The sequence below is a fragment of the Ochrobactrum sp. Q0168 genome (genome assembly GCF_016427605.1).
Taxonomy (GTDB): domain Bacteria; phylum Pseudomonadota; class Alphaproteobacteria; order Rhizobiales; family Rhizobiaceae; genus Brucella.
Genome location: NZ_JAELXQ010000016.1, coordinates 1 through 21,911, shown reverse-complemented (window position 1 = coordinate 21,911; position 21,911 = coordinate 1). Strand labels below are relative to the sequence as shown.

Here is a 21,911-nt window from a genome sequence, read left to right as displayed (position 1 = left end):
TGTCTTAAGCAATGTCCCCCTCAACCGATGCTTCTTCTGCGGATCGTTACGCAGCATTCCGCCACTCATCGTTCAAGAAATATTGGGTCGCACGCTTTCTGAGCGCCTTTGCGGTGCAGATCGTCAGCGTTTCGGTCGGCTGGCAGATTTATGACCAGACCCGCGACGCCTTCAATCTGGGCATGGTTGGACTTGTGCAGTTTCTGCCCGCATTGCTCCTTGTCCTTGTGACGGGCGCGACAGCCGACCGTTTCGGCAGACGCCTGATCATGGGACTGTCGCTGGTTCTGGAAGCGGTCGTTACAGCCTTGCTGCTCCTTTTGACGGTGGCGGGCCTCTTCGAGCCGATAACAGTATTTGCCTGCCTGCTGCTGCTTGGTATCGCGCGCGCTTTCCTTGGGCCGTCCTCCGCATCGCTCGTCGTGAACCTCGTTCCGACCGAAGATTTCGCCAATGCAGTGTCATGGAATTCGTCCGCCTGGCAGGTCGCAACCATCGTCGGGCCGGTGGCGGGCGGTTTGCTCTACGGCATCTCGCCGGTCGCAGCCTATTGTGTCGCGACTGCCTTCCTGATCGCCGCAGCGCTTCTGATCTTCTCTATTCCGAAACCCAGACAGCATACGCTGACCGAAGAGCGGTCGCTGTCGACCATGCTCGCAGGCTTTCGCTATATCTGGAAGGAAAAGATCGTGCTGGGCGCAATCTCGCTCGATCTTTTCGCGGTGCTGCTCGGTGGCACGGTCGCACTATTGCCGATCTATGCGCGCGATATTCTCGATCTCGGTCCGTGGGGGCTTGGCCTGCTGCGTTCTGCGCCCGGCATCGGCGCGGTTCTCACTGCAATCTGGCTGGCCGGTCATCCGATCCGCGACCATGCAGGCCGGGTGATGTTCGTCTTCGTTGCGTTGTTCGGCCTGTTCAACGTCATTTTCGGTGTTTCAACGCTGACCTGGCTTTCTGTCGTCGCACTGGCGCTGGCCGGCGCTGCCGATATGATCAGCGTCTATATCCGCGAAACGCTCATGCAGCTATGGACGCCGGACCATGTTCGCGGACGCGTCAATGCCGTGAATATGGTTTTCGTCGGCGCATCGAACGAACTGGGCGAATTCCGCGCAGGCCTGATGGCTGCGGCGCTCGGCGCTGTTCCGGCTGTGGTGATCGGCGGCATCGGCTCCATCGCCGTAGCGATGATCTGGGCAGCGATGTTCCCGCAATTACGCAAGGCCCGCCACCTGCAAGGGCGGACTTGATGATCAGAAGGGCGAGCTGCGGCTCGCCTTTTCTATCTGAACCCGCGCCTGAAGCGCGTTGCGGTCGTCCTCGCGGATGCCGATAAGCTCGGCGATACGCCAGGTGACGTCCGCTTCCACTTCGCTGACATCCCCGTCGGCATAGACCATTTCCCACATCAGCCCCACGAAATCGAGCCGGGCATTATAGTCGAGCTGCCGCTTGAGTACGGATGTAAAGCTTGAGAAATCGATAGCCTCACTATCGGCTACTTCGGCGGCCTTGATCAGCTTCTTAAGCGCATCGCCCTTGAGATTGTATTTCAGCGACAGCATGGAAGCGAGTTTTTTGCGTTCGCTCTCCCGCGTTTCGCCATCGACATCCATGATGTGGAACAAAAGGGCAGCTGCGGCAAGCTTGGGATCGTCGTTGGAAATATCTCCCTTGCGATCGCGAGAAGCGTTGCCGGGCAGATCTTTCAAAAATTCCAACAGACGATCGAACATTCACCCTCGCGAGACGTATCAATGCAGAAGCGCTTCAGGCAAACGCTGCCTTCCTATCTGCGAACCTAACGGGGGAAACACGCCAGACAACGCGACAAACCGTCATGAAAGACGGTTCGCAGCAGATGAAGCGGCATGCGTTGTTTTTCAGCAACGCTTTACCAAGCCGAACCTCGCTTAAAATAACCGTAAGCCGCTTTGCGCCTTCCGCGGTGTATTGTTTTGATCCACCCCCGGGTCGTCGACCACAAAGTGACCGCGCTTGTCCTCGTCGTTGGCATCATCACCAGACAAGGCATCAAGAGGCGGTTGCGGAATTTCATCGCGTTTCAGAACGGGTGGGGGCGCAGCGGCTTTCACCGGCTCTGCGGCGGGCACAACCACTTCGGCCTCCACCACATCGAGCTGTGGTGCGGCTTTCATGGGTGCCTCGCGAACGGGCGGCGTCGCCACCACGGGCACTGCCGGTTTAATATCCGGCACTGGTCCCTTGATCTCCGGCTCTTCCGCCTCGACAACCGGCGCGAGTTCAACAACCGGGACTTTCCATTCAAAGCTGTTCAGCCTGCCGGTAACTGGTGAAACTGGCGACCAGCGCTCGGAAACATAACCGTCGGCCGTCCAGGCTGGATCACGCGGCGCTTTGAGCGCCCTCGCGAGCCACTGACGCACCTTGCCCTGATCGCCCGTCTCCGCTTCCTCGATATCGGCCAGCAGCAGATAGACGCTTTCCGTCGGACGCGCCCGCAGCACCTGATCGGCATTATCGCGCGCTGTCTTGAAATCTCCGGCCTCATAGGCCGCACGCGCCAGGACAAGACTGCCTTCGGCGGTGTTGGAGCGCAGCGACACCAAATGCCGCGCGCGCTTCAAACGGTCCTGCGCGGTGTCGCCAGCGCGGGCATAGACATAAGCGGAAGCGATATCTGGATGCGGGGACCGCTTCCACGCCGCCTCCAGAATCTTGGAACCCTTGCGCACTTCGCCATCGGTAAACAGCGCCTGCGCGGCGACCACCGCAGCAGGCACCAGATCGGGCGCGAGCTTGTTTGCCTCCAGCGCGATAGTCTTGGCATGGGCATGGTCCACATTCAGCGTCGCCATGGCCTTGGCCGTCAGCAGCGCGGCGCGTTCCTTCTTCACCGTATCCTTGCTGTGCGCCAGCGCCTGCTTGCGCGCCTCGACCAGCTTCAGCGCCCCGTCCCAATCGCCATCAGCGCAGAACTGGCCCATAACCGCGGATGAAGCCCATTCCAGTTGCGGAGCCTGTTTGGCCGCTTCCGAAGCATAATGGCGTGCGGCTTCAATCGCGCCGACGCGCTGCGCTTCGATATAAAGCCCACGCAGGCCCAGAAGCTTGGTTTCCGGATCTTCCAGCATGGCCTCGAAGCCTTTGCGGGCATCGTCGGTGCGGCCTTCGAGCATCGCCGTCTGCGCTTCCAGAAGCTTGATGAGCGGCTCCTGATCGGAATTCAGCAATTTGCCAGCCTGCTTGGTCATGCGGCGCGCGGCTTCCGCATCGCCCGCTCCGGCAGCGATCAGGCCGGTCGAAAGCGACTGATATCCACGGTCGCGCTTGCGTGCACGGAAATGGCGGCGCAGCGTGTAGGGCGACTGGATGATGCTCTTCACCAGCCACCACAAAAGCAGGATCGCCGCCACGATAGCCACGATTCCGGCGACCGCCGTAATCAGCGGCACATTATAATGGTTGCCCGCGAAAACGATATCCAGCTCGCCCGGACGGTCGGCCAGCCAGGCAAAGCCGAAACCAAGGGCAACAACGATCAGCAGATAAAATAATACACGCAGCATCGGCCCGCCCCCCTTAGTTAGCCGCCGGTGCGGCAGCACCCGCGTCAGTCGGCGCCTTTGGCTTGAGGCTGTCGGCAACCAGACGCTGGATCAGCGCATCGGCATCGCGCCGCACCTTCATCTGGTCCGCAAATTCTCCCGAAACGTCTTTCGCATCGGCGGGGAGCTTTTCCCATTCGCCGATGGCGCGTTCCAGATCGCCTGCGTGAAGCGCTGCTTCCATGCGGGCCGTCGTCGGACCGACGCCCTCGCCTTCCACATTGCCTGCGACGGGGCGAACGCTCACCAGCCCCTTGGCGCTGGCGACCAGCTGATCCCAAACACCCGCATCGGCGGGCAGCTTGTTTTCGGTCGCGACAATGCGATTGGCAACCGGGCCAAACCAGGCATTAAGGTCGGCCACGGTCGGCACGCCTGTATTGGCAAAGGCCTTGAGGCCATCGACCGAGCTATCCTGCGGCGCGAGCGACGCATAAGTATCAAGCTCGGACTTGAATGAACCACCCCGATCAATGGCCGTTTTTAGCGCATTGGCAGCAATCAGCGCTGTTGCATCCGGCTGACGGGCGGCTTCGCCGACCTTTGCCTGCAAGGAAGTCAGCTTCGATTCCAGCGAAGAGATCGTACCGCTATTGCCGGAAACACCAGCGGCGGCTTGATCGGCCTGATTCTGGGCAGCCGATAATTTCGATTCCAGCGCGTCGAGACGCCCGGTCAGCGCTTCGATATCACCGGAAGCAGCGCCTGCGCTCGCCTGCGGCAGTGTTTCGACCTGCTGCTGTAATTGCGTCAGCGTGCCTGCGACCGCTTCCGCCTTGATTTCTGCGGCCTGAACATTCTTCTGCAAATCGGCAAATTGCGTGCGGCTCGCAGCATCGAGCGGCGCAGGCGTCGGATTGGTGCGCAGTTCGGCGATCTGCTGCTCCATCCGTGCCAGTTGCTCGGCGGTCACCCGCGCGCCCGGCGACGGAATGACATTGCCCCATTGCAGGGCGAACATGCCGCCAAGCGCGATAACGCCACCGGCAATGCCTGCCAGAAGATGCGACGCACCGGCGCTGGATTTTGGGCTGGAACTCTGACTGGAATTGCCGACGGGCGGCACGGTGGACGATGCGCCGGTGGTTGCACGCGGCTTTTCTGTTTCCGGTTTCACACCGGCGGTAAAGGGCGGCTTGGATGCACCTGCGGAACTCGCACCCGGCTTCGCTTCTGGCTTTGGCTCGGATTTTGTTTCAGCGGCTTTCGCCTCAGCTGGTTTGGCTGCTGTCGCTTGAGCAAAATTCCCGACCGGCTCGGCGGGCGGCATCGCCTTGGCTTCCGCTTGTTCATCGACACGCTTTACATCAGACGGATCGAGATTGATCGTCACGGGATTGCGGGCCGGTTTGGAATGTCGCGGGGTGCCGGATTTCGCCATGGGTCCTCTCGTAATCGTCGATTGCCTGCTGGTAGTTCTGCCTGACTCTAACAGATAAAATCCTCTGTCGCAGGAAGGTTGCGCCTAAAAGAGTCAAAGTTTGGAAAACAGTCGGAAAAGTCCTGTCTCATCCGGCTGTTCCGCCACCAGCGCATGTGTCTGCCAGTCCGATGGCAGTTTTGCGGCCACACGCGCCGATATGCACAAAAAGCGGGTCTTTTCGTTAAAAGGCGGGACGATCCTGTCCATCGCCGCAACGAACGCTTCCGCTGCCACGCCGGAATAAAGCATCACCGCCGCAAGCGGTTGCGTACCCAATATGCGCTGAAGTTCCTCACGCGAATAGTCGACGGTTTCGATATCATAGACATCGCACACGATCATATCGAGACCGGCTGCGGATACGCGCTCTTCGAAGATCGGCTGGCGCACACGCCCCGCCAGATAAAGAACGCGCGCGCCTTGCGGCAAGGTCTTGCGCATGGTTTCCGCAAGACGCACCGCATCGCCGCCGCCATCTATAACCTCGGTGAAGCCCGCCTCGCGTGCGGCGTGTGCCGTACCCTCGCCAACGGCGAAGAGCGGCATATCGCGTTGCGGCAAAGCGTGCCCCGCATGGCGGAACGCATTGGCGCTTGTCACCGTCAAGGCATCGAACCGGATATCAGGAATCGAAAAGCCGAGCGGCACAGTGCGGCTGGGCGGCAGAAGCACCGGCTCGAACCCCGCCTCAGTGAGTTTCGCGGCGGTCAGCAGGGCCGCCGGTTCCGGCCTCGTCACCAGAACCCGCTTGATCGCGGTCGCTGCGCCCGGCCCGCTCAAGGTCAATCCCAGTCGGTGAAGAAATGCGGGCCAGCCGCCGCGCGAACCTGCCTTGCAGCCTCGGTTCCAAGCGCCGCCGCTTCCGACGCCGTGCCGTCAAGCGTCACTTCATGCGCCTTTGTGCCATCGGGCGTCAGGATCATGCCGTGGAAATGCACCTTGTCGCCGTCCACCGTGGCAAGACCGGCAATCGGCGTGCGACAGGAGCCATCAAGCGCGCCTAGAAAAGCGCGTTCGCAGGCAAGGGCTACCTGCGTGTCGCGATGCGCCAGCGGCGCCAGCAGCGCATCGATGCGGGCATCGCCGATACGACTTTCAATGCCGATGGCGCCCTGTCCCGGCGCGGGCGGGAAGGTCAGCGGATCGGCCAGCTCGGTAATCGCCGCGTCAAGGCCGAGCCGCTTCAGGCCAGCGCAGGCCAGAAAGGTTCCATCCACTTCGCCCGCTTCAAGTTTTCGCAGGCGGGTATCGACATTGCCGCGATACATCACCACCTGAATGTCCGGGCGCAGACGCCGGATCAGCGCCTGACGACGCAGCGATGACGAACCGACCACAGCGCCCTGCGGCAAATCCATGAAACGCTTGGCCTTGCGGCCAATGAAAGCATCGCGCGGATCCTCGCGTTCAAGAAAGACGGAAAGATGCAAGCCCTCAGGCAAGACAGTCGGCATATCCTTGGTCGAATGAACGGCGAGATCGATGCGTCCATCCTTCAGCGCCTGTTCGATTTCCTCGGTAAAAAGCCCCTTGCCGCCGACTTCCGACAGCGGACGGTCCTGAATGCGGTCGCCCGCCGTGGACATGGGCAGAATTTCAATCGCCTCTTCCGGCAATCCATGCGCCTCCATCAGGCGGCGACGCGTTTCGTAAGCCTGAGCCAGAGCCAGCTTGCTACCGCGTGTGCCAATCTTCAAGGATGGTGTTTGCATATCGCGTCGTCCATGGTACCGGGTTGCTTGACGTATCAGAATTATGAGACTGGCAGGGTCTAACCGCAAATGCGCATTCTTGGAATAGAAACCAGTTGCGACGAAACAGCCGCCGCTATCGTTGAACGCAACGATAAGGGCGAAGGCCGTATTCTGTCCAATGTGGTTCTGAGCCAGATCGCCGAACACGAGCCTTATGGCGGCGTTGTGCCGGAAATTGCCGCGCGCGCCCATGTCGAGGCGCTGGATCGGCTGGTCGCACGCGCCTTGCTGGACGCGGATATGCAGCTCGATGAGGTGGATGCCGTGGCGGCCACCGCTGGTCCCGGCCTCATCGGCGGGCTGATCGTCGGCCTGATGACGGCCAAGGCGCTCGCCATGGCCGCGCAAAAACCGTTCTACGCCGTGAACCATCTGGAAGGCCACGCGCTGACGGCGCGGCTGACCGACAAGCTCGAATTTCCCTATCTGCTGCTGCTGGTTTCCGGCGGTCACACGCAGATGGTGCTGGTGCGCGGGCTCAATGATTATGAGCGCCTCGGCACCACGATCGACGATGCGTTGGGCGAAGCCTTCGACAAGACGGCGAAGCTTCTCGGCCTGCCCTATCCCGGCGGTCCGGCGGTTGAGCGCATGGCGCTTCAGGGCGATCCAAAGCGCTTTCCCTTGCCCCGCCCGCTGAAAGGCGAAGCGCGGCTCGATTTTTCCTTCTCCGGCCTCAAGACCGCGGTTCGCCAGACGGCAAGCGAACTGGTGCCGCTGAGCGATCAGGATGTGGCGGATATCTGCGCCTCGTTTCAGGCAGCCGTGGCGGATACGCTTGCCGACCGGGTCGGGCGCTCGCTCGAACGCTTCAAGGCGGAATTTCCTGACTGTGCAACGCCTTCGCTCGTCGTTGCGGGCGGTGTCGCCGCCAACAAGACCTTGCGGGCGTCGCTCGAACAACTTTGCGCAAAACACGGCTTCAGCTTCATCGCGCCGCCGCTCAATCTGTGCACGGACAATGCCGCGATGATCGCCTGGGCAGGGGCAGAACATGCCGCGACCCAGGCCCCGGATTCGCTTGCCATCGCGCCGCGCTCGCGCTGGCCGCTCGATGAAAAATCCGCGCCGCTGATCGGCACGGGACGGCGTGGAGCCAAGGCATGAGCGCGCGCACGAAGATTGCCGTTCTTGGTGGCGGCGCATGGGGCACGGCGCTTGCCGCCATGGCTGCGACCAGCGGCCACGAAGCATGGCTTTTTGCCCGCGATGCGGAAACTGTCGCCGCGATCAACAATGATCGGCGCAATCCGCGCTATCTGGGCGACATCGACCTGCCCGCCGGCATTCACGCCAGCACCAGCGCTTCCGATGTTGTTACCGGTGCTGATGCGGTTCTGGCTGTGATCCCGGCGCAGGCCATGCGCACGGGCCTCTCCGAACTGAGCAGTCTCATCCCGCAGTCCGCGCCCGTCGTTCTCTGCGCCAAGGGTATCGAGCGCGGCACCGGACGGCTGATGTCGGAAGTGGTGGCGGAAGTTTTGCCGAACCACCGCATCGCCGCCCTTTCCGGCCCGAGTTTTGCCACGGATGTTGCACGCGGCCTGCCCACGGCGGTGACGGTTGCCTGCGAGGATGCCGATACCGCCGACCAGCTGGCAGCGCTTCTTTCTGGTCCTGCTTTCCGCTGTTATTCGACCACCGATCTCAAAGGTGTCGAGATTGGCGGCGCGCTGAAAAACGTTCTGGCGATTGCGGCGGGTGCAGCTGTCGGGCGCGGCTATGGTGCGAGCGCGCAGGCAGCGCTTGTGACACGCGGTTTTGCCGAACTGCGCCGCATCGGACAAGCCATGGGCGCAAAGCCGGAAACCATCATGGGGCTTTCCGGCCTTGGCGATCTGATGCTGACATGCTCATCCGCGCAGTCGCGCAACTATTCCTACGGCCTCGCGCTTGGACGCGGCGAAGATCTGACCAACCGGCCCCTGGCCGAAGGTGTCGCCACCGCGCCGATTGCTGCGGAGCTTTGCGACAAGCACGGCATTTCCGCGCCCATCATCGATGCGGTCGGCGCTTTGCTCAGCGGAAAGATCACCATCGACGAGGCTGTGACCAACCTCATCAACCGACCACTCAAGACCGAAGACTAGAGGACCAGACGATGCTTTTTGCACTTCTCTGCAACGACAAGCCCGACCATCTGCAGGTGCGCCTCGACACGCGCCCGACGCATCTCGACTATTTGACGAGCCTTGGTGATGTGCTGAAGTTTGCCGGTCCCTTCCTCGGCGAAGACGGCAAGCCGAATGGCAGTCTCGTGGTTGTCGAAGCCGAAGACAAGGCAGCCGCTGAAAAAATCGCCGCCAACGATCCCTATGCGAAGGCCGGTCTGTTTCAGGATGTGACCGTGCGCCCGTGGAACTGGGCAATCAAGAACCCGGCCAACGCCTGAGTCGCTTACCGAGGAACGCATAATGGCTTACTGGCTGTTCAAATCCGAACCGTTCAAATGGTCCTGGGAGATGCAAAAGGCCCGTGGCGAAAAGGGCGAGCAATGGGATGGCGTGCGCAATTATCTGGCGCGCAACAATATGCGCGCCATGAAAATCGGCGACAAAGGCTTCTTCTACCATTCCAATGAAGGGCTGGAAGTGGTCGGCATTGTCGAGGTCTGCGCCCTGTCGCATCCCGACAGCACCACCGACGACCCGCGCTGGGACTGCGTGGATATCAAGGCCGTGCGCGATATGCCGAAGCCCGTTACGCTGAAAGATGTCAAGGCCAACCCCAAGCTCCAGAACATGGCGCTTGTCACCTCCATGCGCCTGTCCGTGCAGCCGGTGACGGAAGACGAATGGATCGAAGTCTGCCGCATGGGCGGCCTCGACGCCAAAGACATCTGAGACCAGCAACCGATGCTCGATCCGGCGGAAACCAGCACGCGCAGCTTCATTCTGGCCAATACCGGCCTGCAAGCACCGCCGCATGTGCCGGAAATCCGCCTGCATCTGGCCGACGAAGCGCACGACCTCTGGCACAAGACAGAGGAAGAACTGGCCACAATCGGCCTGCCGCCGCCCTTCTGGGCCTTTGCCTGGGCGGGCGGTCAGGGCGTGGCGCGCTATATTCTCGACCATCCCGAAGCCGTGCGCGACAAGACTGCGCTGGATTTTGCGTCCGGCTCTGGCCTCGTCGCCATCGCCGCTATGAAGGCTGGCGCAAAAAGCGTCATCGCTTCGGATATCGACCCCTTCGCGCTTCCCGCAATCGATATCAACGCCACCGCCAACGGCGTTGCCGTGACGGCAAGCCTTGAAGATCTCATCGGTGCCGATCACGGCTGGGATGTGGTTCTGGCAGGCGATGTCTTCTATGAGAAACCGCTGGCGGACCGGCTCATTCCGTGGTTCGCAAAACTGGCGGAACGCGGCGCTCAAATCATCGTCGGCGATCCGGGCCGCGCCTATCTGCCGAAGGATCGGCTGCGGCAGCTCGCCGTCTATACCGTGCCCGTGACGCGTGCGCTGGAAGATTCCGAAATCAAGCGCACGACCGTCTGGGCTTTTGTCTAGGCCCGGTTAAGCAAAGCGTTTCGCGCCCGCGACACACAGCACGACGATACCCGCTGTCGCGACCATGCCCATGCTGACAGGCTCGCCCGCAATGCCCGCCGCCAGCATCAGACCGAAAAACGGTTGCAGAAGCTGAAGCTGGCCGACCGTCGCGGCGCCGCCTTGCGCCAGCCCGCGATACCAGAAGAAAAAGCCGATCAGCATCGAAAACATCGACACATAGACCAGCCCGCCCCAAGCCATGGCACCAATGCCTGCCCATGTTTCAGGCCGCATGAGGATGGTCAGCGGCAGCATGATCGGCAGCGAGAACACCAGCGCCCAGCAAATGACCTGCCACCCGCCAAGTCTGCGCGACAGGCTGGCACCTTCCGCATAGCCAAGCCCGCAGACGATGATCGCGCCCAGCATCAGCACATCGCCGAGCAGCGTGGACTGGCTGCCCTGCCCATAAGCATAGGACGCGACTATAGCGCCGCCGACAATCGAAAACAGCCAGAACAGCGGACGCGGGCGCTCACCGCCGCGCAGCACCGCGAATACCGCTGTCGAAAGCGGCAGCAGGCCGATGAAGACAATGGCGTGCGCCGAGGTCATATGTTGCAGCGCAATGCCCGTCAGCAGCGGAAAGCCGACCACGACGCCCAGCGCCACCACGATCAGCGAAATAACATCGCTCTTGCGCGGAAGCGGTTCGCGAAATGCCAGCAGCAAGGCCATGCCCAACAGCCCGGCAATAGAAGCGCGCGCCATGGTCAGGAAGGTCGGGTCGATATCGATGACCGCAAGACGCGTCGCAGGCAGCGAGCCCGAGAAAATCAGCACGCCCAGAAATCCATTCATCCAACCAGCGGTTTTGTTTCCCCCGGTTTGGCTGACATAGGCCTTGTTCCCAACATTCTCACGCATGTGTCTTTTCAGCTTTCAGCAAAATCGTCTATGAATTTTGCGGACAATGCCGCGAACTTGACGAAATAATCAGAGACAGTTACCGGACAATTCTGGCAAACTGTACTGATATGAAAGAGGGTACAGATGATATCGACGGGCCTTTTGCGCAGCCTGGAAGCCGTGGAAGCCGCCTATGCGGGCGTCGAAAGCGCGCGCGGCGAAGAGAACGCTGCTGCAGAAAAGACCTCGCTCGTCGAAAAAGTCATGTCAATTATCCGTGGTCGCATTGCGGCCATGAGCCTTGCGCCCGGTGCCCGCCTGCCGTCGATCCGCCGTCTTGCCGAAACCATGGACGTCTCCAAATCCACCGTCGTCGAAGCCTATGACCGGCTGGTCGCGGAAGGCATTATCCAGTCAAGGCGTGGCGCTGGCTTCTACGTCTCGGAACGGGCGCGCCAGCCCTTTTCGCTGGCCACGACCACACCGCATAAGGACCGGCAGATCGATCCGTTCTGGGTCATGCGCCAATCGCTGGAAACCGAAAGCAAGACATTGAAGCCCGGATGCGGCTGGCTGCCGGATGAATGGCTGCCGCTTGAAGGCATCCGGCGCGCACTTCGCGCCATTGCCCGCGACGAGCGCAGCGATCTCGCCACCTATGGCGAACCGCTCGGTTTCCGCCCGTTGCGCAGTCACCTCGCGCACCGGCTGGCGGAACAGGGCATGGATATTTCCGGCGGCGAGATCGTGCTGACCGATTCCGGCACGCAGGCCATCGATCTCATCTGCCGCTTTCTGCTCCAGCCGGGGGATACCGTGCTGGTGGACGACCCGTGCTATTTCAACTTTCAGGCCGTGCTTTTGACCCACCGCGTCAAGCTGATCGGCGTGCCCTATACGCATAGCGGCCCGGAGCTTGAAGCCTTCGCCAAGGCAGCCGCCGAACACGCGCCAAAACTCTATATTTCCAATGCAGGGCTGCAAAACCCGACCGGCGGCGTCATGTCGCCCGCAACCGCGCATCGTCTTCTGAAACTCGCGGAAGCCCATGGCGTCATTCTCGTCGAGGACAATATTTTCGGCGACTTCCATCCCTCGCCCGCGCCGCTACTGGCGGAACTCGACGGGTTCGAGCGTGTGCTGCATATAGGCAGCTTCTCCAAGACGCTCTCGGCTGCGGCGCGTGTCGGCTATATTGCCGGACGCAGCGACTGGATCGATGGCCTGACCGATCTGAAGCTCGCCACGACCTTCGGCGGCAATTCGATTTCAGCGCAGATCGTCCACGCGCTTTTGACCGATGGCACCTATCGCCGTCATATCGAAGGTCTGCGCGCCAAGCTTGCAGATGCCATGACGCTGACTGCCAAACGCCTGAAAAGCGCAGGTCTGGAACTCTGGGCCGAACCGCAAGGCGGCATGTTTTTATGGGCGCGCTTGCCGGATGGAATGGATTCCGGCATCATTGCACGGCACGCGCTGGACAAGGGTGTCGTTCTGGCGCCCGGCGATGTCTTCAGCCCGTCACGCACGGCAAGCGCCTATCTGCGCTTCAACGTGGCGCAATCGACAGATCCCGCTGTTTTCACGGTTCTGCAAGAAGCGATGAAAATGACAGGTTGCTAAATCCAACCACGACATTAGCCTTCCCGCGACGAAAACAATTTCAAGCAAAACACGCACAGTCATATGGGCGGCTGCCGTTATACTCTGACGACTGTCTTGGAGGAGACATTGCGTATTTTCGTGTGCGGCATAACTCGGACAGCCGCAACACGATTGCGCAGGGAGAACGGAGAGGGCAGACCGGTCTAAACCCGTCTGCCGGGAGGGATTAGCATTGAATACGCACCTGTCCGGGGCGGATGCAGTTTCGCGCCCTGAAGATGAAAAACTGTCGGTTGCCGCCAACATTGCCTATGGTTTTCAGCATGTGCTGACCATGTATGGCGGCATTGTCGCGGTTCCCCTGATTATTGGTCAGGCCGCGGGATTGAGCCCCAGCGAAGTGGGTCTGCTCATCACCGCCTCGCTGTTTGCCGGCGGTGTCGCCACCGTGCTGCAAACCATCGGCATTCCCTTTTTCGGATGCCAGCTGCCGCTCGTGCAGGGCGTTTCCTTTGCCGGTGTTGCCACAATGGTGGCCATTGTCACGTCCAGCGGCAGCGGCGAAGCGGGGCTGCAAGTCGTGCTGGGTTCCGTCATGGCGGCGGCCTTTATCGGCTTTCTGATAACGCCGGTTTTCTCACGCATAACGCGCTTCTTTCCGCCGCTCGTGACCGGCATCGTCATCACGACCATCGGCCTGACGCTGATGCCCGTTGCGGCCCGCTGGGCGATGGGCGGCAACAGCAATGCGCGCGATTTCGGCAGCATGTCCAATATCGGTCTGGCCGGGCTGACGCTGGCGCTCGTGCTTATCCTGAGCAAAATCGGCAGCGCCACCATTTCGCGCCTGTCCATCCTGCTTGCCATGGTGTGCGGCACGCTGATCGCCTGGGCGCTTGGCATGACGGATTTTTCGCGCGTCAGCGAAGGCCCAATCATGGCTTTGCCGGAAATCTTCCATTTCGGCATGCCGGTCTTCAGCATCGCCGCGACTATTTCCATGTTCATCGTCATTCTGGTGACTTTGGTGGAAACCTCGGCGGATATTCTGGCCGTGGGCGAGATTATCGGCACCAAGGTTGATTCCCGCAGGCTCGGCAACGGGTTACGCGCCGACATGGCATCAAGCATTCTCGCGCCTGTGGTCGGCTCGTTCACGCAGAGCGCTTTTGCGCAGAATGTCGGACTTGTAGCGGTAACAGGCGTGAAAAGCCGTTTTGTCGTCGCAACCGGCGGTTTGATCCTCGTCACGCTTGGCCTGTTGCCGGTGATGGGACGCGTGATTGCCTGTGTTCCGCCAGCCGTTCTGGGCGGTGCGGGCATCGTGCTTTTCGGCACAGTCGCAGCCAGCGGTATCCGCACACTGTCGAAGGTCGATTATCAGAACAACGTGAATCTGATCATCGTCGCCACCTCTATCGGTTTCGGCATGATCCCGATTGCCGCGCCGCAGTTCTATCATCAGTTTCCGGCCTGGTTTGAAACCATCTTCCATTCTGGCATAAGCTCGGCTGCGCTGATGGCCATCGTACTGAATCTGATGTTCAATGAATTCAAGGCAGGCAATTCCGATCAAATGTCCGTGTTCTCGGAAGGGACCGAGCGCATCATCCGTCATCACCACATCGCCGAACTGCACGATGGCGACTATTTCCTCGGCGGGAAACTCTACGATGTGCAGGGCAACGAAGTGAAAGTCGTCCCCGCAGCCGCACACTGAAAGATCGACACTATCGCAGGACGCGAACCACCGTCCTGTCCGATAGATGCGGCAAGAGGCGCGCCATGTCGGCGCGCTTCAATGCAATACAGCCTTCGGTCGGCGTATAGCCCAGCCTCGCAAGATGGAAGAAAATGGCGCTGCCGCAGCCGCGGCGGCGCGGCAGGATGTTCCAGTCCATCACGATGCAGACATCGTAAAGATCATCCTTGCGCCACATGTCTTCGTGACTGGCCTTGTAAGGCAGCGGCACCGGTCGGTTATAATTGCGGTCGCCCGGCGCGTCGCACCAGCCGTCCAGACGGCGGATTCTGCGCAGCGGCAGCTGGGTTGGCGGCAGATTTCCCTTATCGCCACGGCGATACCCGTAAAGCAGACGCATGGCGGTCAGAGGCGTTGCGCCGTCGCCCTCGCGCTTGAAAGCGCTGATGCCCCCCTTGCCAAGCGCGCATTCCAGCACCAGATTGCCAGCAGTAAGCAGCCCGCGAGTCTTATGGCCCGGCTTGGCCCGCACATTAATGATGCCGACCCCACGGTTTCCTTGGTATCTGGTCACGCCCCCGTCTCCATTTTCAGTTTTTCGGGCAAACATGTTTACAATCCGCCCCCGAAGCCGGTGAAAACATGATTCGCGTTTCGCCGCTTCAACTTCTGGCCATTAAGTGTCATAAAACACGAAGAGCCATATTGAAATCAAAGAGTAACGAGGACAGGCATGACAGGCCGTACAATTCTGATCGTGGATGACGACGAAGATCTCCGCTCCATCCTCGTCGAGCAGCTTGAGCTGTGTGAAGAATTCCAGATCCTGCAGGAAGACAATGCCACCAAGGGCATTCAGACTGCCCGCAACGGCATCGTCGATCTTCTGATCATGGATGTGGGTCTGCCGGACATGGACGGCCGCGAGGCTGTCAAGCTTCTGCGCAAAGGCGGCTTCAAGTCCCCGATCATCATGCTGACCGGCCACGACACAGAATCGGACACGATTCTCGGTCTCGAATCCGGCGCGAATGACTATGTCACCAAGCCGTTCAAATTTGCCGTCCTGCTTGCCCGCATCCGCGCGCAACTGCGCCAGCATGAACAAAGCGAAGACGCGACCTTCACAGTCGGCGCCTATACGTTCAAGCCGGGCCAGAAGCTGCTCATCGACGAGAAGGGCGCCAAGATTCGCCTGACCGAAAAGGAAGCGGCGATCATCAAATATCTCTATCGCGCCGGCGACAAGGTCATTGGTCGCGATGTGCTGCTGGAAGAGGTCTGGGGCTATAATTCGGGCGTGACGACCCATACGCTCGAGACCCACGTCTATCGCCTGCGCCAGAAAATCGAGAAAGACCCGTCCAATGCGACGCTTCTCGTCACAGAAAGCGGGGGATACAAGCTTGTCCCGTGATGGACAGCGCCCGATGCAGGTGTATTGACAATCCATGGCGCTAGACGACGATATTCGCATTCTCGGTACCGTGGGCCTGTTCGAGTCTTTCACGCCCGAACAGTTGCGCCTGCTTGCCTTCGGTGCCGAGCGGCTTGTGCTACGGGCGGGCCGCGAACTTTTTCGTGAAGGCCAGAGCGCCGACTGCGCCTATATCGTCGTTTCCGGCAATATCACCCTGTTTCACGATACGGACGAGGGGCGGATATCAATCCGCCCCGTTGGCCCCGGTGCGATGCTTGGTGAGATGGCTCTCATCGCCCAGACATCGCGCCTCACCGGCGCGGTCGCCGAAGCGGAGACAGAAGTGATCCGCATCAGCCGCTCAATCTTCCGGCGTATTCTGGAAGAATACCCCGAAGTGGCAGCCTCCTTGCACGGCCATATCAGCCGCAACCTGCTAGAACTGATCAGCGAAATTGAGAAGGTCGCGCCTCGTCTCGGTAATGGCGACTGATTTTTTGGCAGTGATGACATCAAAACAAAAGCGCTGACCTGAACCAGTCAGGTCAGCGCTTTTTTGTTCCAAAGTAAAAGTTTTACACAATTATGCCTGATTCAAAAACCAACGTAGTCAACTGCTGCCAGTGAAGACATTTCTGTTTGCACCGCGAATGCTCTGATGCAGATTTGCTTCAAACCCGGACAGATAAGCTGACGCTAGACAGCATCCGCAATGCCAGCTTGCATTCGCACGATGTCCGAAAGCCCAAATCATGCTTGGCACATCGGTATCGGAATGCAGTAGGAAGAGCCCTGTAACAGGCCCTTCCTGATCTACACCACTTACCAGTTCACCCTGAAGCCAACGTTTCCTTTGACGGCATAACTGTCCGCAAAGTGATTGAGCGACGTGTTCAGCGTGCCCTCGCCATAGATGGAATATTTATTGTCCGCCCATGCATAGGTGCCGCCGAAACCGACACCCGCCCAGGTGCGATCCTGATCAGCCTTCATCCGGGTTCCGCCATAGTTGATACTCGTTCCATCAAGAAATTCCTGATAGACGTTGGCGATGCCGTAGACATTGGCATTGACCAGGCGACTATCCGTTCCTTGCCAGCTGTTGGCATAGTTAGCAGCAAGCCCAACACGGCCATTAAGGCTGTTGCCATCACGGTTGCTGACAGTAGCGCCATAGCTATCCGAGAAAGTATCGAAGTCGACTGACGAGAACATCAGTTGTGCCTGCGGCGTCAGCGACCAATGCTCATCGAGATCGAAACGCTTTCCGCTTTCCACGCTGAGCGCATAGCCGAAGCCGTTATTGTCATTGGATAATCCTTTGTTGCCGCCACCAAAGCTGAGATCAGTCTTGTACCAATTGGCCTGAGCCTGCCCATCGACATAGAAACCATCATTACCGTACCAGGTAATGGTTCCACCTAGGCCCCAGCCCTGCGTGTTCAGTTGACCGCCACCGAGGGAATCATCGAATTCGCTGGACGTCTTGGCACGGCCATTTCCATATTGGCCGGTAATACCAGCGATCAAGCGGCCATTCTCATCCTCATAGAACTGCCCATCGACACCCGCCTGCATGATGACAGTGTTGACATCCTGTTGCACGCGCCCGGCGGTCGTATTCGGCTCCAGACGGTTATGGGCGCCTTCGATACGTGCCCAGATGGCCTGACCATCGGTCTCACCAGCGTCTGAATGAATAGCCGACGTCTTCTTGGCTATGTACTGATCGCCACGACGCTGCTGTAAAGTTGGCAACTGGTTCAAGGCCTGCATGCTCGCGGCATAGGATGTATAAACCGGAGCTGCTGGGCTGAACCGCGACGGTCCACTTGGATTATTGGAACACCCATTCGGATCACTACAATTCGGCGACGGTCCATCTGGATTGGTTCCGGTATATTGGCTGACCAGATACCAATCGTTGGTGTTCGAACTGTGCGCGTCGCCTTTTTGCAAGGTATAGGCATAAGCCGACGAAGTCAGAATTGCTGCCTGTCCATCTTTAGTCGTGTAATCGCCCTTAAGATCGAATGCGCCATCGGATTTGCCCCCAACATCAATCAGCTCGATACCATTCAAAGTTTGAGCACCGAGGCCACCTCTGTTTTTGACCACGACCGTTGTAGTGCCCGAGGTGCTACCATCGACTTTCATTGTATCTGTGTTGGAATTATCATCACCAAGCACGGTATTCATGACAAGCGTGCCGCCGTTACCGATATAGTTTCCTGCAATATGCAGCGCGGTCCCGCCACTGCCACCAAAATCAACTGTGCCACCGTTGCTCAACGAAGCCATGTCGGTCGCGAAGCTACCCAACTCAAGTGCCGCATCATTCGCTACCGAATAAGCCGACATCCTGCTGAAAGCACCTTTCGCGCCTTGCAACAGCGTGCCGCCATAAACGACAGTAACTCCGGAATAATCGTTTGTACCCGAGAGCGTCAATGTGCCGTTCTCGTTTTTTATGAGACCGCCTGTGCCAGAAATCTTACCGGAAAAATCGGTATAGAAGTCCTGATTGAGTGTCAGGGTTCCGCTACCCAGCTGAATCTCGCCGTCACCCTTGCCATCTTTGTTGCCGACGAGACCACCAACCGTTTCGTTGAATGAATCAAGATCGAGTGTGGCGCCTTTTTCAACGGCCACACGGCCCGAGCCGAATGCTGTTTCCGCAATACCGGCCTTCGCCCTACCTGCCTCGACAGTCAGACCACCAGAGAAACTATTGCTTTTAAAGAACGTGGTTGTTCCACTGCCACTTTGGAACACCTCGCCTCCACCGCTGATGGAATGCTCAAAATCGACATCATTCGAGCGTTTGAATACGAGAGCGCCATTGCCATAACTATCGCGTTTGAGATCAATGTCGGTTTGGACCATACCGTCTAGCGTGTTATCGCCAAGTTGGAGTATTCCGGCAGATACAGTTGTTTTTCCGGTATAATCACTGTTATTTGTTAGAACTAGAGTGCCATCTCCCGTCTTGTTCAAACCGTCGTGTCCGTGCAAAACCGTGGCGATCATGGCTGTCGGAGGCTCATAAGCCCTGTTATTGACTCCGACCTGTATAAACGGCGTGGTTCCACTAGTTCCTTGAACCAAATTGAGAGGATCACCGGTGATGCGATAACCGTCGGTCTCAAACACCAGCCCTGCCGCGTTTACGTCACCCGCTTGGTCGTCAATAATTACAGTTCCGGAGGCTGCCTTGAAGACCGCGACTGATCCATCAGCCCAACTGCCATTGATGGTTTGACTTTGATAATCTTTCCAATTTGTTTCCGCGACGTCCCAGGTTCCGTTACCGCCATGGACTCCGTCACCATCAATTACACGTGAACCATCCCAGACAACAAACGTCATGCCCTGCATATTGACGAGGTTGATCTGACCGGGATTCGTGTCCTCAAGCTTCCAGTCGTCCGGATTGGCCAAGGTACCGTCGATGGTACCCAGTTGAAATCCGGTATCGTCCATGGTTTTGATAGGGTTGTAATCAAAAATGCGATAGATTCCGGGTGCGGCATTCCCACTGGTCGTAACGTCGAGTTTTCCGTTAAGGGTGAGGTTACCAGTAACGTTGAACATCCCCGTATCGAAAGTCGTTCCGCCAATATCGACGCCAATTGTACTGCCCGTGTCGACAATCAGGTCACCGCTTATCGTCAGCGTTGTGCTAAATTTTCCTGCCAGCGTTCCGCCAGCCTCAACATGCGTATCGCCGACCGTGCCAGAGCCAGCCAGCGTTCCACCGTTATTGACGATAACCTTGCCACCGAATCTGTTGCTGTTGACCAGCAGAACGCCTTCGTTCACGTTGGCAGTGCCTGCAAAACCCGACGCATCGGCGCTGGAGTCGAAGATCAGGCGACCGTCACCAGTTTTAGTGAAAGCAGAATTATTATCCCCCGTGAACGTTCCCGTGAGCGTTAAATCATTGGGCGTGCCGATCTCGAAATCGCTGTCCACACCCAAAACGCTAATATCGCGCGTCATTGCAAAAGGAGATTCTGTCGACAGCGTGCCGCCATTTAATATCAGATCGCCGGTTCCGAGAAGGTTATCAGAAGCGATGATCAGCTTTCCTCTCACAAGCTCCGTACCACCCGAATAATCGCTCGCCGTATTCGTAAAGCTTACAGTGCCGGGACCATCTACAACCACCTTGCCGTCACCGGTGGTCTTGTTGTTGAAGCTATAAACTGTTCCGCGATCGATAACCAGTTCAGCGCTGGTTGAAATATCGATAACGCTATCAGGATCCACACTGCCCGCTGCCCCCCCATTGCCGAGCTGAAGCGCTCCTGCCGAAATGATGGTATTACCGGTGTATTGATTGTCAGCGGCCAGGATGGTCTTTCCCTCTCCCTGCTGCACGAGCTGGCCCCGACCGCTGATCGTTTGGCCAATGAAAAGATCATTGCCCGTTCTATCGAGAACCAGCGATGCACCATCTGCAATGGTAACACTTGAGCCCGTGCCGAGTTTTCCTGTTGTGCCCCCGTCACCGATCTGCAATTTGCCGTTGTCAATCGCGACCGCGCCGGCAAATGCGCTGAGATCTGTCAAAACAAGTGTTCCCGCACCTTTTTTGAGCAGCGTCCCGGCACTGGCGAGATCTTGTGCAATGGTAAAGGTGTTACCAGCGTCGTCGATGTCAAAGCCACCACCGTTACCGCCCCATTGGATTGTCCGCGCCGTCGATTGCATCCCCGTGTCGGTTATCCGCAGCGTCCCGCCGTTGAAGTTCAGATCGCTTGTTGCAGCGCCGAGTGCGTCGTCCTGACCTACCGAAATCACACCGGCGTTCAGATCGGTCCCGCCCTCATAAGTGTTCGCCGCAACCAGCGTCACCGTACTTTGTCCGTCCTGGACTACCTTTCCCTTGCCGGTAATCGTCGTGTCAACCTCTGTCGAACCTGCGCTCTGTTTAAAAGCTAAAATGCCTTTTTCTGAAGTGCTTGGCCCAGTATCGACGGAGGTGCCGGCGGTGCCCAATCCGCCGCCATCGCCAATTGTCAAAGTTCCTTCATTGATCGTCCAACTCACATCGCTGACCTTTGTCAACGTCCAGTTGCTGCTTCCCTTCTTTTCGAAGGTCTGGAAACCCTGATAGTCACCTGTGCCATCTGTTTGGGTCGACAAAATCCCATCGAAGATATCTCCATCGGATCCCCCAAGTATGAACGTATTGTCCGTTCCGGCGTCTGCGAACACACCTCCATAGATTTTCGAACCTTTACGGATTTCCAGCGTGTTGGTGCCGCCCGTAAAGTGTACGCCATAACCATTTTTTCCATCGACCGCAGTGCCAGAGCCATTCTCTCCCTTTACACCGCCACCGCCCCCTTCAATGATGGCACTATTAACGACCGTTAGGTTTGAGCCGTTAATACCATCGCCGCCATCGCCGCCATTTCCATTTGTGGCGTCTGTCGCGTGCGCAATACCGCCCGCGCCGCCGGCACCGCCGCTGATCGTACCCCCATTGTCGCTGACAATGGTAGCTCCGTTACTTTCAATGCCGTTGCCCCCAGCTCCGCCAACGCTCTGAAACGTAGTATCAGGACCTGTTGTGAGCGCATCCCCTCCATGCCCCCCGGCGCCTCCCGTGATAGAACCCTCATTATTGACAGTCGGCAGCGCGCCATTAGTATCCTTAAGCACGACCACGCCTGCGCCACCAGCTCCACCTTTGGCCTCATTGTGTATCTCAAGGTCGAAAGCGGACCATTGGTCGCCCACTCCGGCGTTGCCGCCGGCGCCCCCCATAATGGCCGCGCCAGCGCCATTGAGGACCATAGTGACTCCATAGACGCCCGCGCCACCGGCACCGCCATTTGCCCCCCACATGTCATTACCGCCACGACCTGGATCTGCTAACTCAGGGAAATTAGTGTCGGTATCCCCGCCATCGCCGCCCGCCCCGCCCGTGATGCGGGCAGATGGTTCGTTTGTAACGATCGAACCTGACAGAGCCATCGTACCGCCAGCATCCGCGC

Annotated in this window: 18 protein-coding genes; 10 read left to right on the top strand and 8 right to left on the bottom strand. The window is 58.8% G+C overall.

All coding sequences use genetic code 11. The annotated features are described in order from the left end of the window. Positions 1-11: 11 nt before the first annotated feature. Positions 12-1,253 (top strand): MFS transporter, encoded by a 1,242-nt coding sequence (locus JAU75_RS19855; protein WP_199058176.1) that lies wholly within the window; start codon positions 12-14, stop codon positions 1,251-1,253. Positions 1,254-1,256: 3 nt separating this feature from the next. Here JAU75_RS19855 and JAU75_RS19850 read toward each other — a convergent pair whose 3' ends face one another. The 5 genes from JAU75_RS19850 to hemC form a co-directional block, all read right to left on the bottom strand. Further along, positions 1,257-1,739 carry a TerB family tellurite resistance protein gene (locus JAU75_RS19850; protein ID WP_199058175.1) on the bottom strand — a complete coding sequence of 161 codons (483 nt, stop codon included), beginning with the start codon at positions 1,737-1,739 and terminating at the stop codon, positions 1,257-1,259. A gap of 177 nt (positions 1,740-1,916) precedes the next feature. Then, the gene (locus JAU75_RS19845) at positions 1,917-3,554 is read right to left on the bottom strand and encodes a heme biosynthesis protein HemY (RefSeq protein ID WP_199058174.1); all 1,638 of its coding nucleotides are present in this window, start codon (positions 3,552-3,554) and stop codon (positions 1,917-1,919) included. A gap of 13 nt (positions 3,555-3,567) precedes the next feature. Continuing rightward, positions 3,568-4,974 (bottom strand): mitofilin family membrane protein, encoded by a 1,407-nt coding sequence (locus JAU75_RS19840; RefSeq protein WP_199058173.1) that lies wholly within the window; start codon positions 4,972-4,974, stop codon positions 3,568-3,570. Positions 4,975-5,067: 93 nt separating this feature from the next. Beyond that, positions 5,068-5,769 (bottom strand): uroporphyrinogen-III synthase, encoded by a 702-nt coding sequence (locus tag JAU75_RS19835; RefSeq protein ID WP_199058250.1) that lies wholly within the window; start codon positions 5,767-5,769, stop codon positions 5,068-5,070. A gap of 29 nt (positions 5,770-5,798) precedes the next feature. Next, positions 5,799-6,728, bottom strand: coding sequence for a hydroxymethylbilane synthase (gene hemC, locus JAU75_RS19830; RefSeq protein WP_199058172.1), 930 nt, complete (start codon positions 6,726-6,728; stop codon positions 5,799-5,801). Positions 6,729-6,797: 69 nt separating this feature from the next. On the opposite strand from hemC, the gene tsaD reads away from it, so the two are divergent. Genes tsaD through JAU75_RS19805 form a run of 5 tightly spaced genes read left to right on the top strand, consistent with a single transcriptional unit; the run spans position 6,798 to position 10,282 of the window. After that, positions 6,798-7,877 (top strand): tRNA (adenosine(37)-N6)-threonylcarbamoyltransferase complex transferase subunit TsaD, encoded by a 1,080-nt coding sequence (gene tsaD, locus JAU75_RS19825; protein ID WP_199058171.1) that lies wholly within the window; start codon positions 6,798-6,800, stop codon positions 7,875-7,877. Next, complete coding sequence (locus JAU75_RS19820) at positions 7,874-8,860, top strand: NAD(P)H-dependent glycerol-3-phosphate dehydrogenase (protein WP_199058170.1); 987 nt, start codon at positions 7,874-7,876, stop codon at positions 8,858-8,860. Before tsaD ends, JAU75_RS19820 begins: the two co-directional genes overlap by 4 nt. A gap of 11 nt (positions 8,861-8,871) precedes the next feature. Then, complete coding sequence (locus JAU75_RS19815; RefSeq protein WP_199058169.1) at positions 8,872-9,162, top strand: YciI-like protein; 291 nt, start codon at positions 8,872-8,874, stop codon at positions 9,160-9,162. Positions 9,163-9,184: 22 nt separating this feature from the next. After that, the gene (locus JAU75_RS19810) at positions 9,185-9,613 is read left to right on the top strand and encodes an EVE domain-containing protein (RefSeq protein ID WP_199058168.1); all 429 of its coding nucleotides are present in this window, start codon (positions 9,185-9,187) and stop codon (positions 9,611-9,613) included. A gap of 12 nt (positions 9,614-9,625) precedes the next feature. Continuing rightward, complete coding sequence (locus JAU75_RS19805) at positions 9,626-10,282, top strand: methyltransferase (RefSeq protein ID WP_199058167.1); 657 nt, start codon at positions 9,626-9,628, stop codon at positions 10,280-10,282. A 6-nt stretch (positions 10,283-10,288) separates the two neighbouring features. Here the strand turns inward: JAU75_RS19805 and JAU75_RS19800 are convergent, their stop codons facing one another. After that, the gene (locus tag JAU75_RS19800; RefSeq protein WP_199058166.1) at positions 10,289-11,191 is read right to left on the bottom strand and encodes a DMT family transporter; all 903 of its coding nucleotides are present in this window, start codon (positions 11,189-11,191) and stop codon (positions 10,289-10,291) included. A gap of 126 nt (positions 11,192-11,317) precedes the next feature. Here JAU75_RS19800 and JAU75_RS19795 point away from each other — a divergent pair, with 126 nt between their 5' ends. Beyond that, a complete protein-coding gene (locus JAU75_RS19795; RefSeq protein ID WP_199058165.1) occupies positions 11,318-12,799 on the top strand; it encodes a PLP-dependent aminotransferase family protein in 1,482 nt (493 codons plus the stop codon). Between the two features lie 214 nt (positions 12,800-13,013). Further along, on the top strand, positions 13,014-14,501 hold the full coding sequence (locus tag JAU75_RS19790) for a nucleobase:cation symporter-2 family protein (RefSeq protein WP_199058164.1): 1,488 nt from the start codon (positions 13,014-13,016) through the stop codon (positions 14,499-14,501). Between the two features lie 10 nt (positions 14,502-14,511). Here JAU75_RS19790 and JAU75_RS19785 read toward each other — a convergent pair whose 3' ends face one another. Continuing rightward, a complete protein-coding gene (locus JAU75_RS19785) occupies positions 14,512-15,093 on the bottom strand; it encodes a L,D-transpeptidase (protein WP_210339355.1) in 582 nt (193 codons plus the stop codon). 123 nt (positions 15,094-15,216) lie between these two features. Here JAU75_RS19785 and JAU75_RS19780 point away from each other — a divergent pair, with 123 nt between their 5' ends. Together JAU75_RS19780 and JAU75_RS19775 are read left to right on the top strand one after the other, a co-directional pair. Continuing rightward, entirely contained in the window at positions 15,217-15,900 is a 684-nt protein-coding gene (locus tag JAU75_RS19780) for a response regulator transcription factor (RefSeq protein ID WP_078337540.1), read from the top strand. A gap of 34 nt (positions 15,901-15,934) precedes the next feature. Further along, positions 15,935-16,396, top strand: coding sequence for a cyclic nucleotide-binding domain-containing protein (locus tag JAU75_RS19775; RefSeq protein WP_199058162.1), 462 nt, complete (start codon positions 15,935-15,937; stop codon positions 16,394-16,396). A gap of 329 nt (positions 16,397-16,725) precedes the next feature. Here the strand turns inward: JAU75_RS19775 and JAU75_RS19770 are convergent, their stop codons facing one another. Further along, entirely contained in the window at positions 16,726-21,891 is a 5,166-nt protein-coding gene (locus JAU75_RS19770) for an autotransporter outer membrane beta-barrel domain-containing protein (RefSeq protein ID WP_199058161.1), read from the bottom strand. Positions 21,892-21,911: the final 20 nt, after the last annotated feature.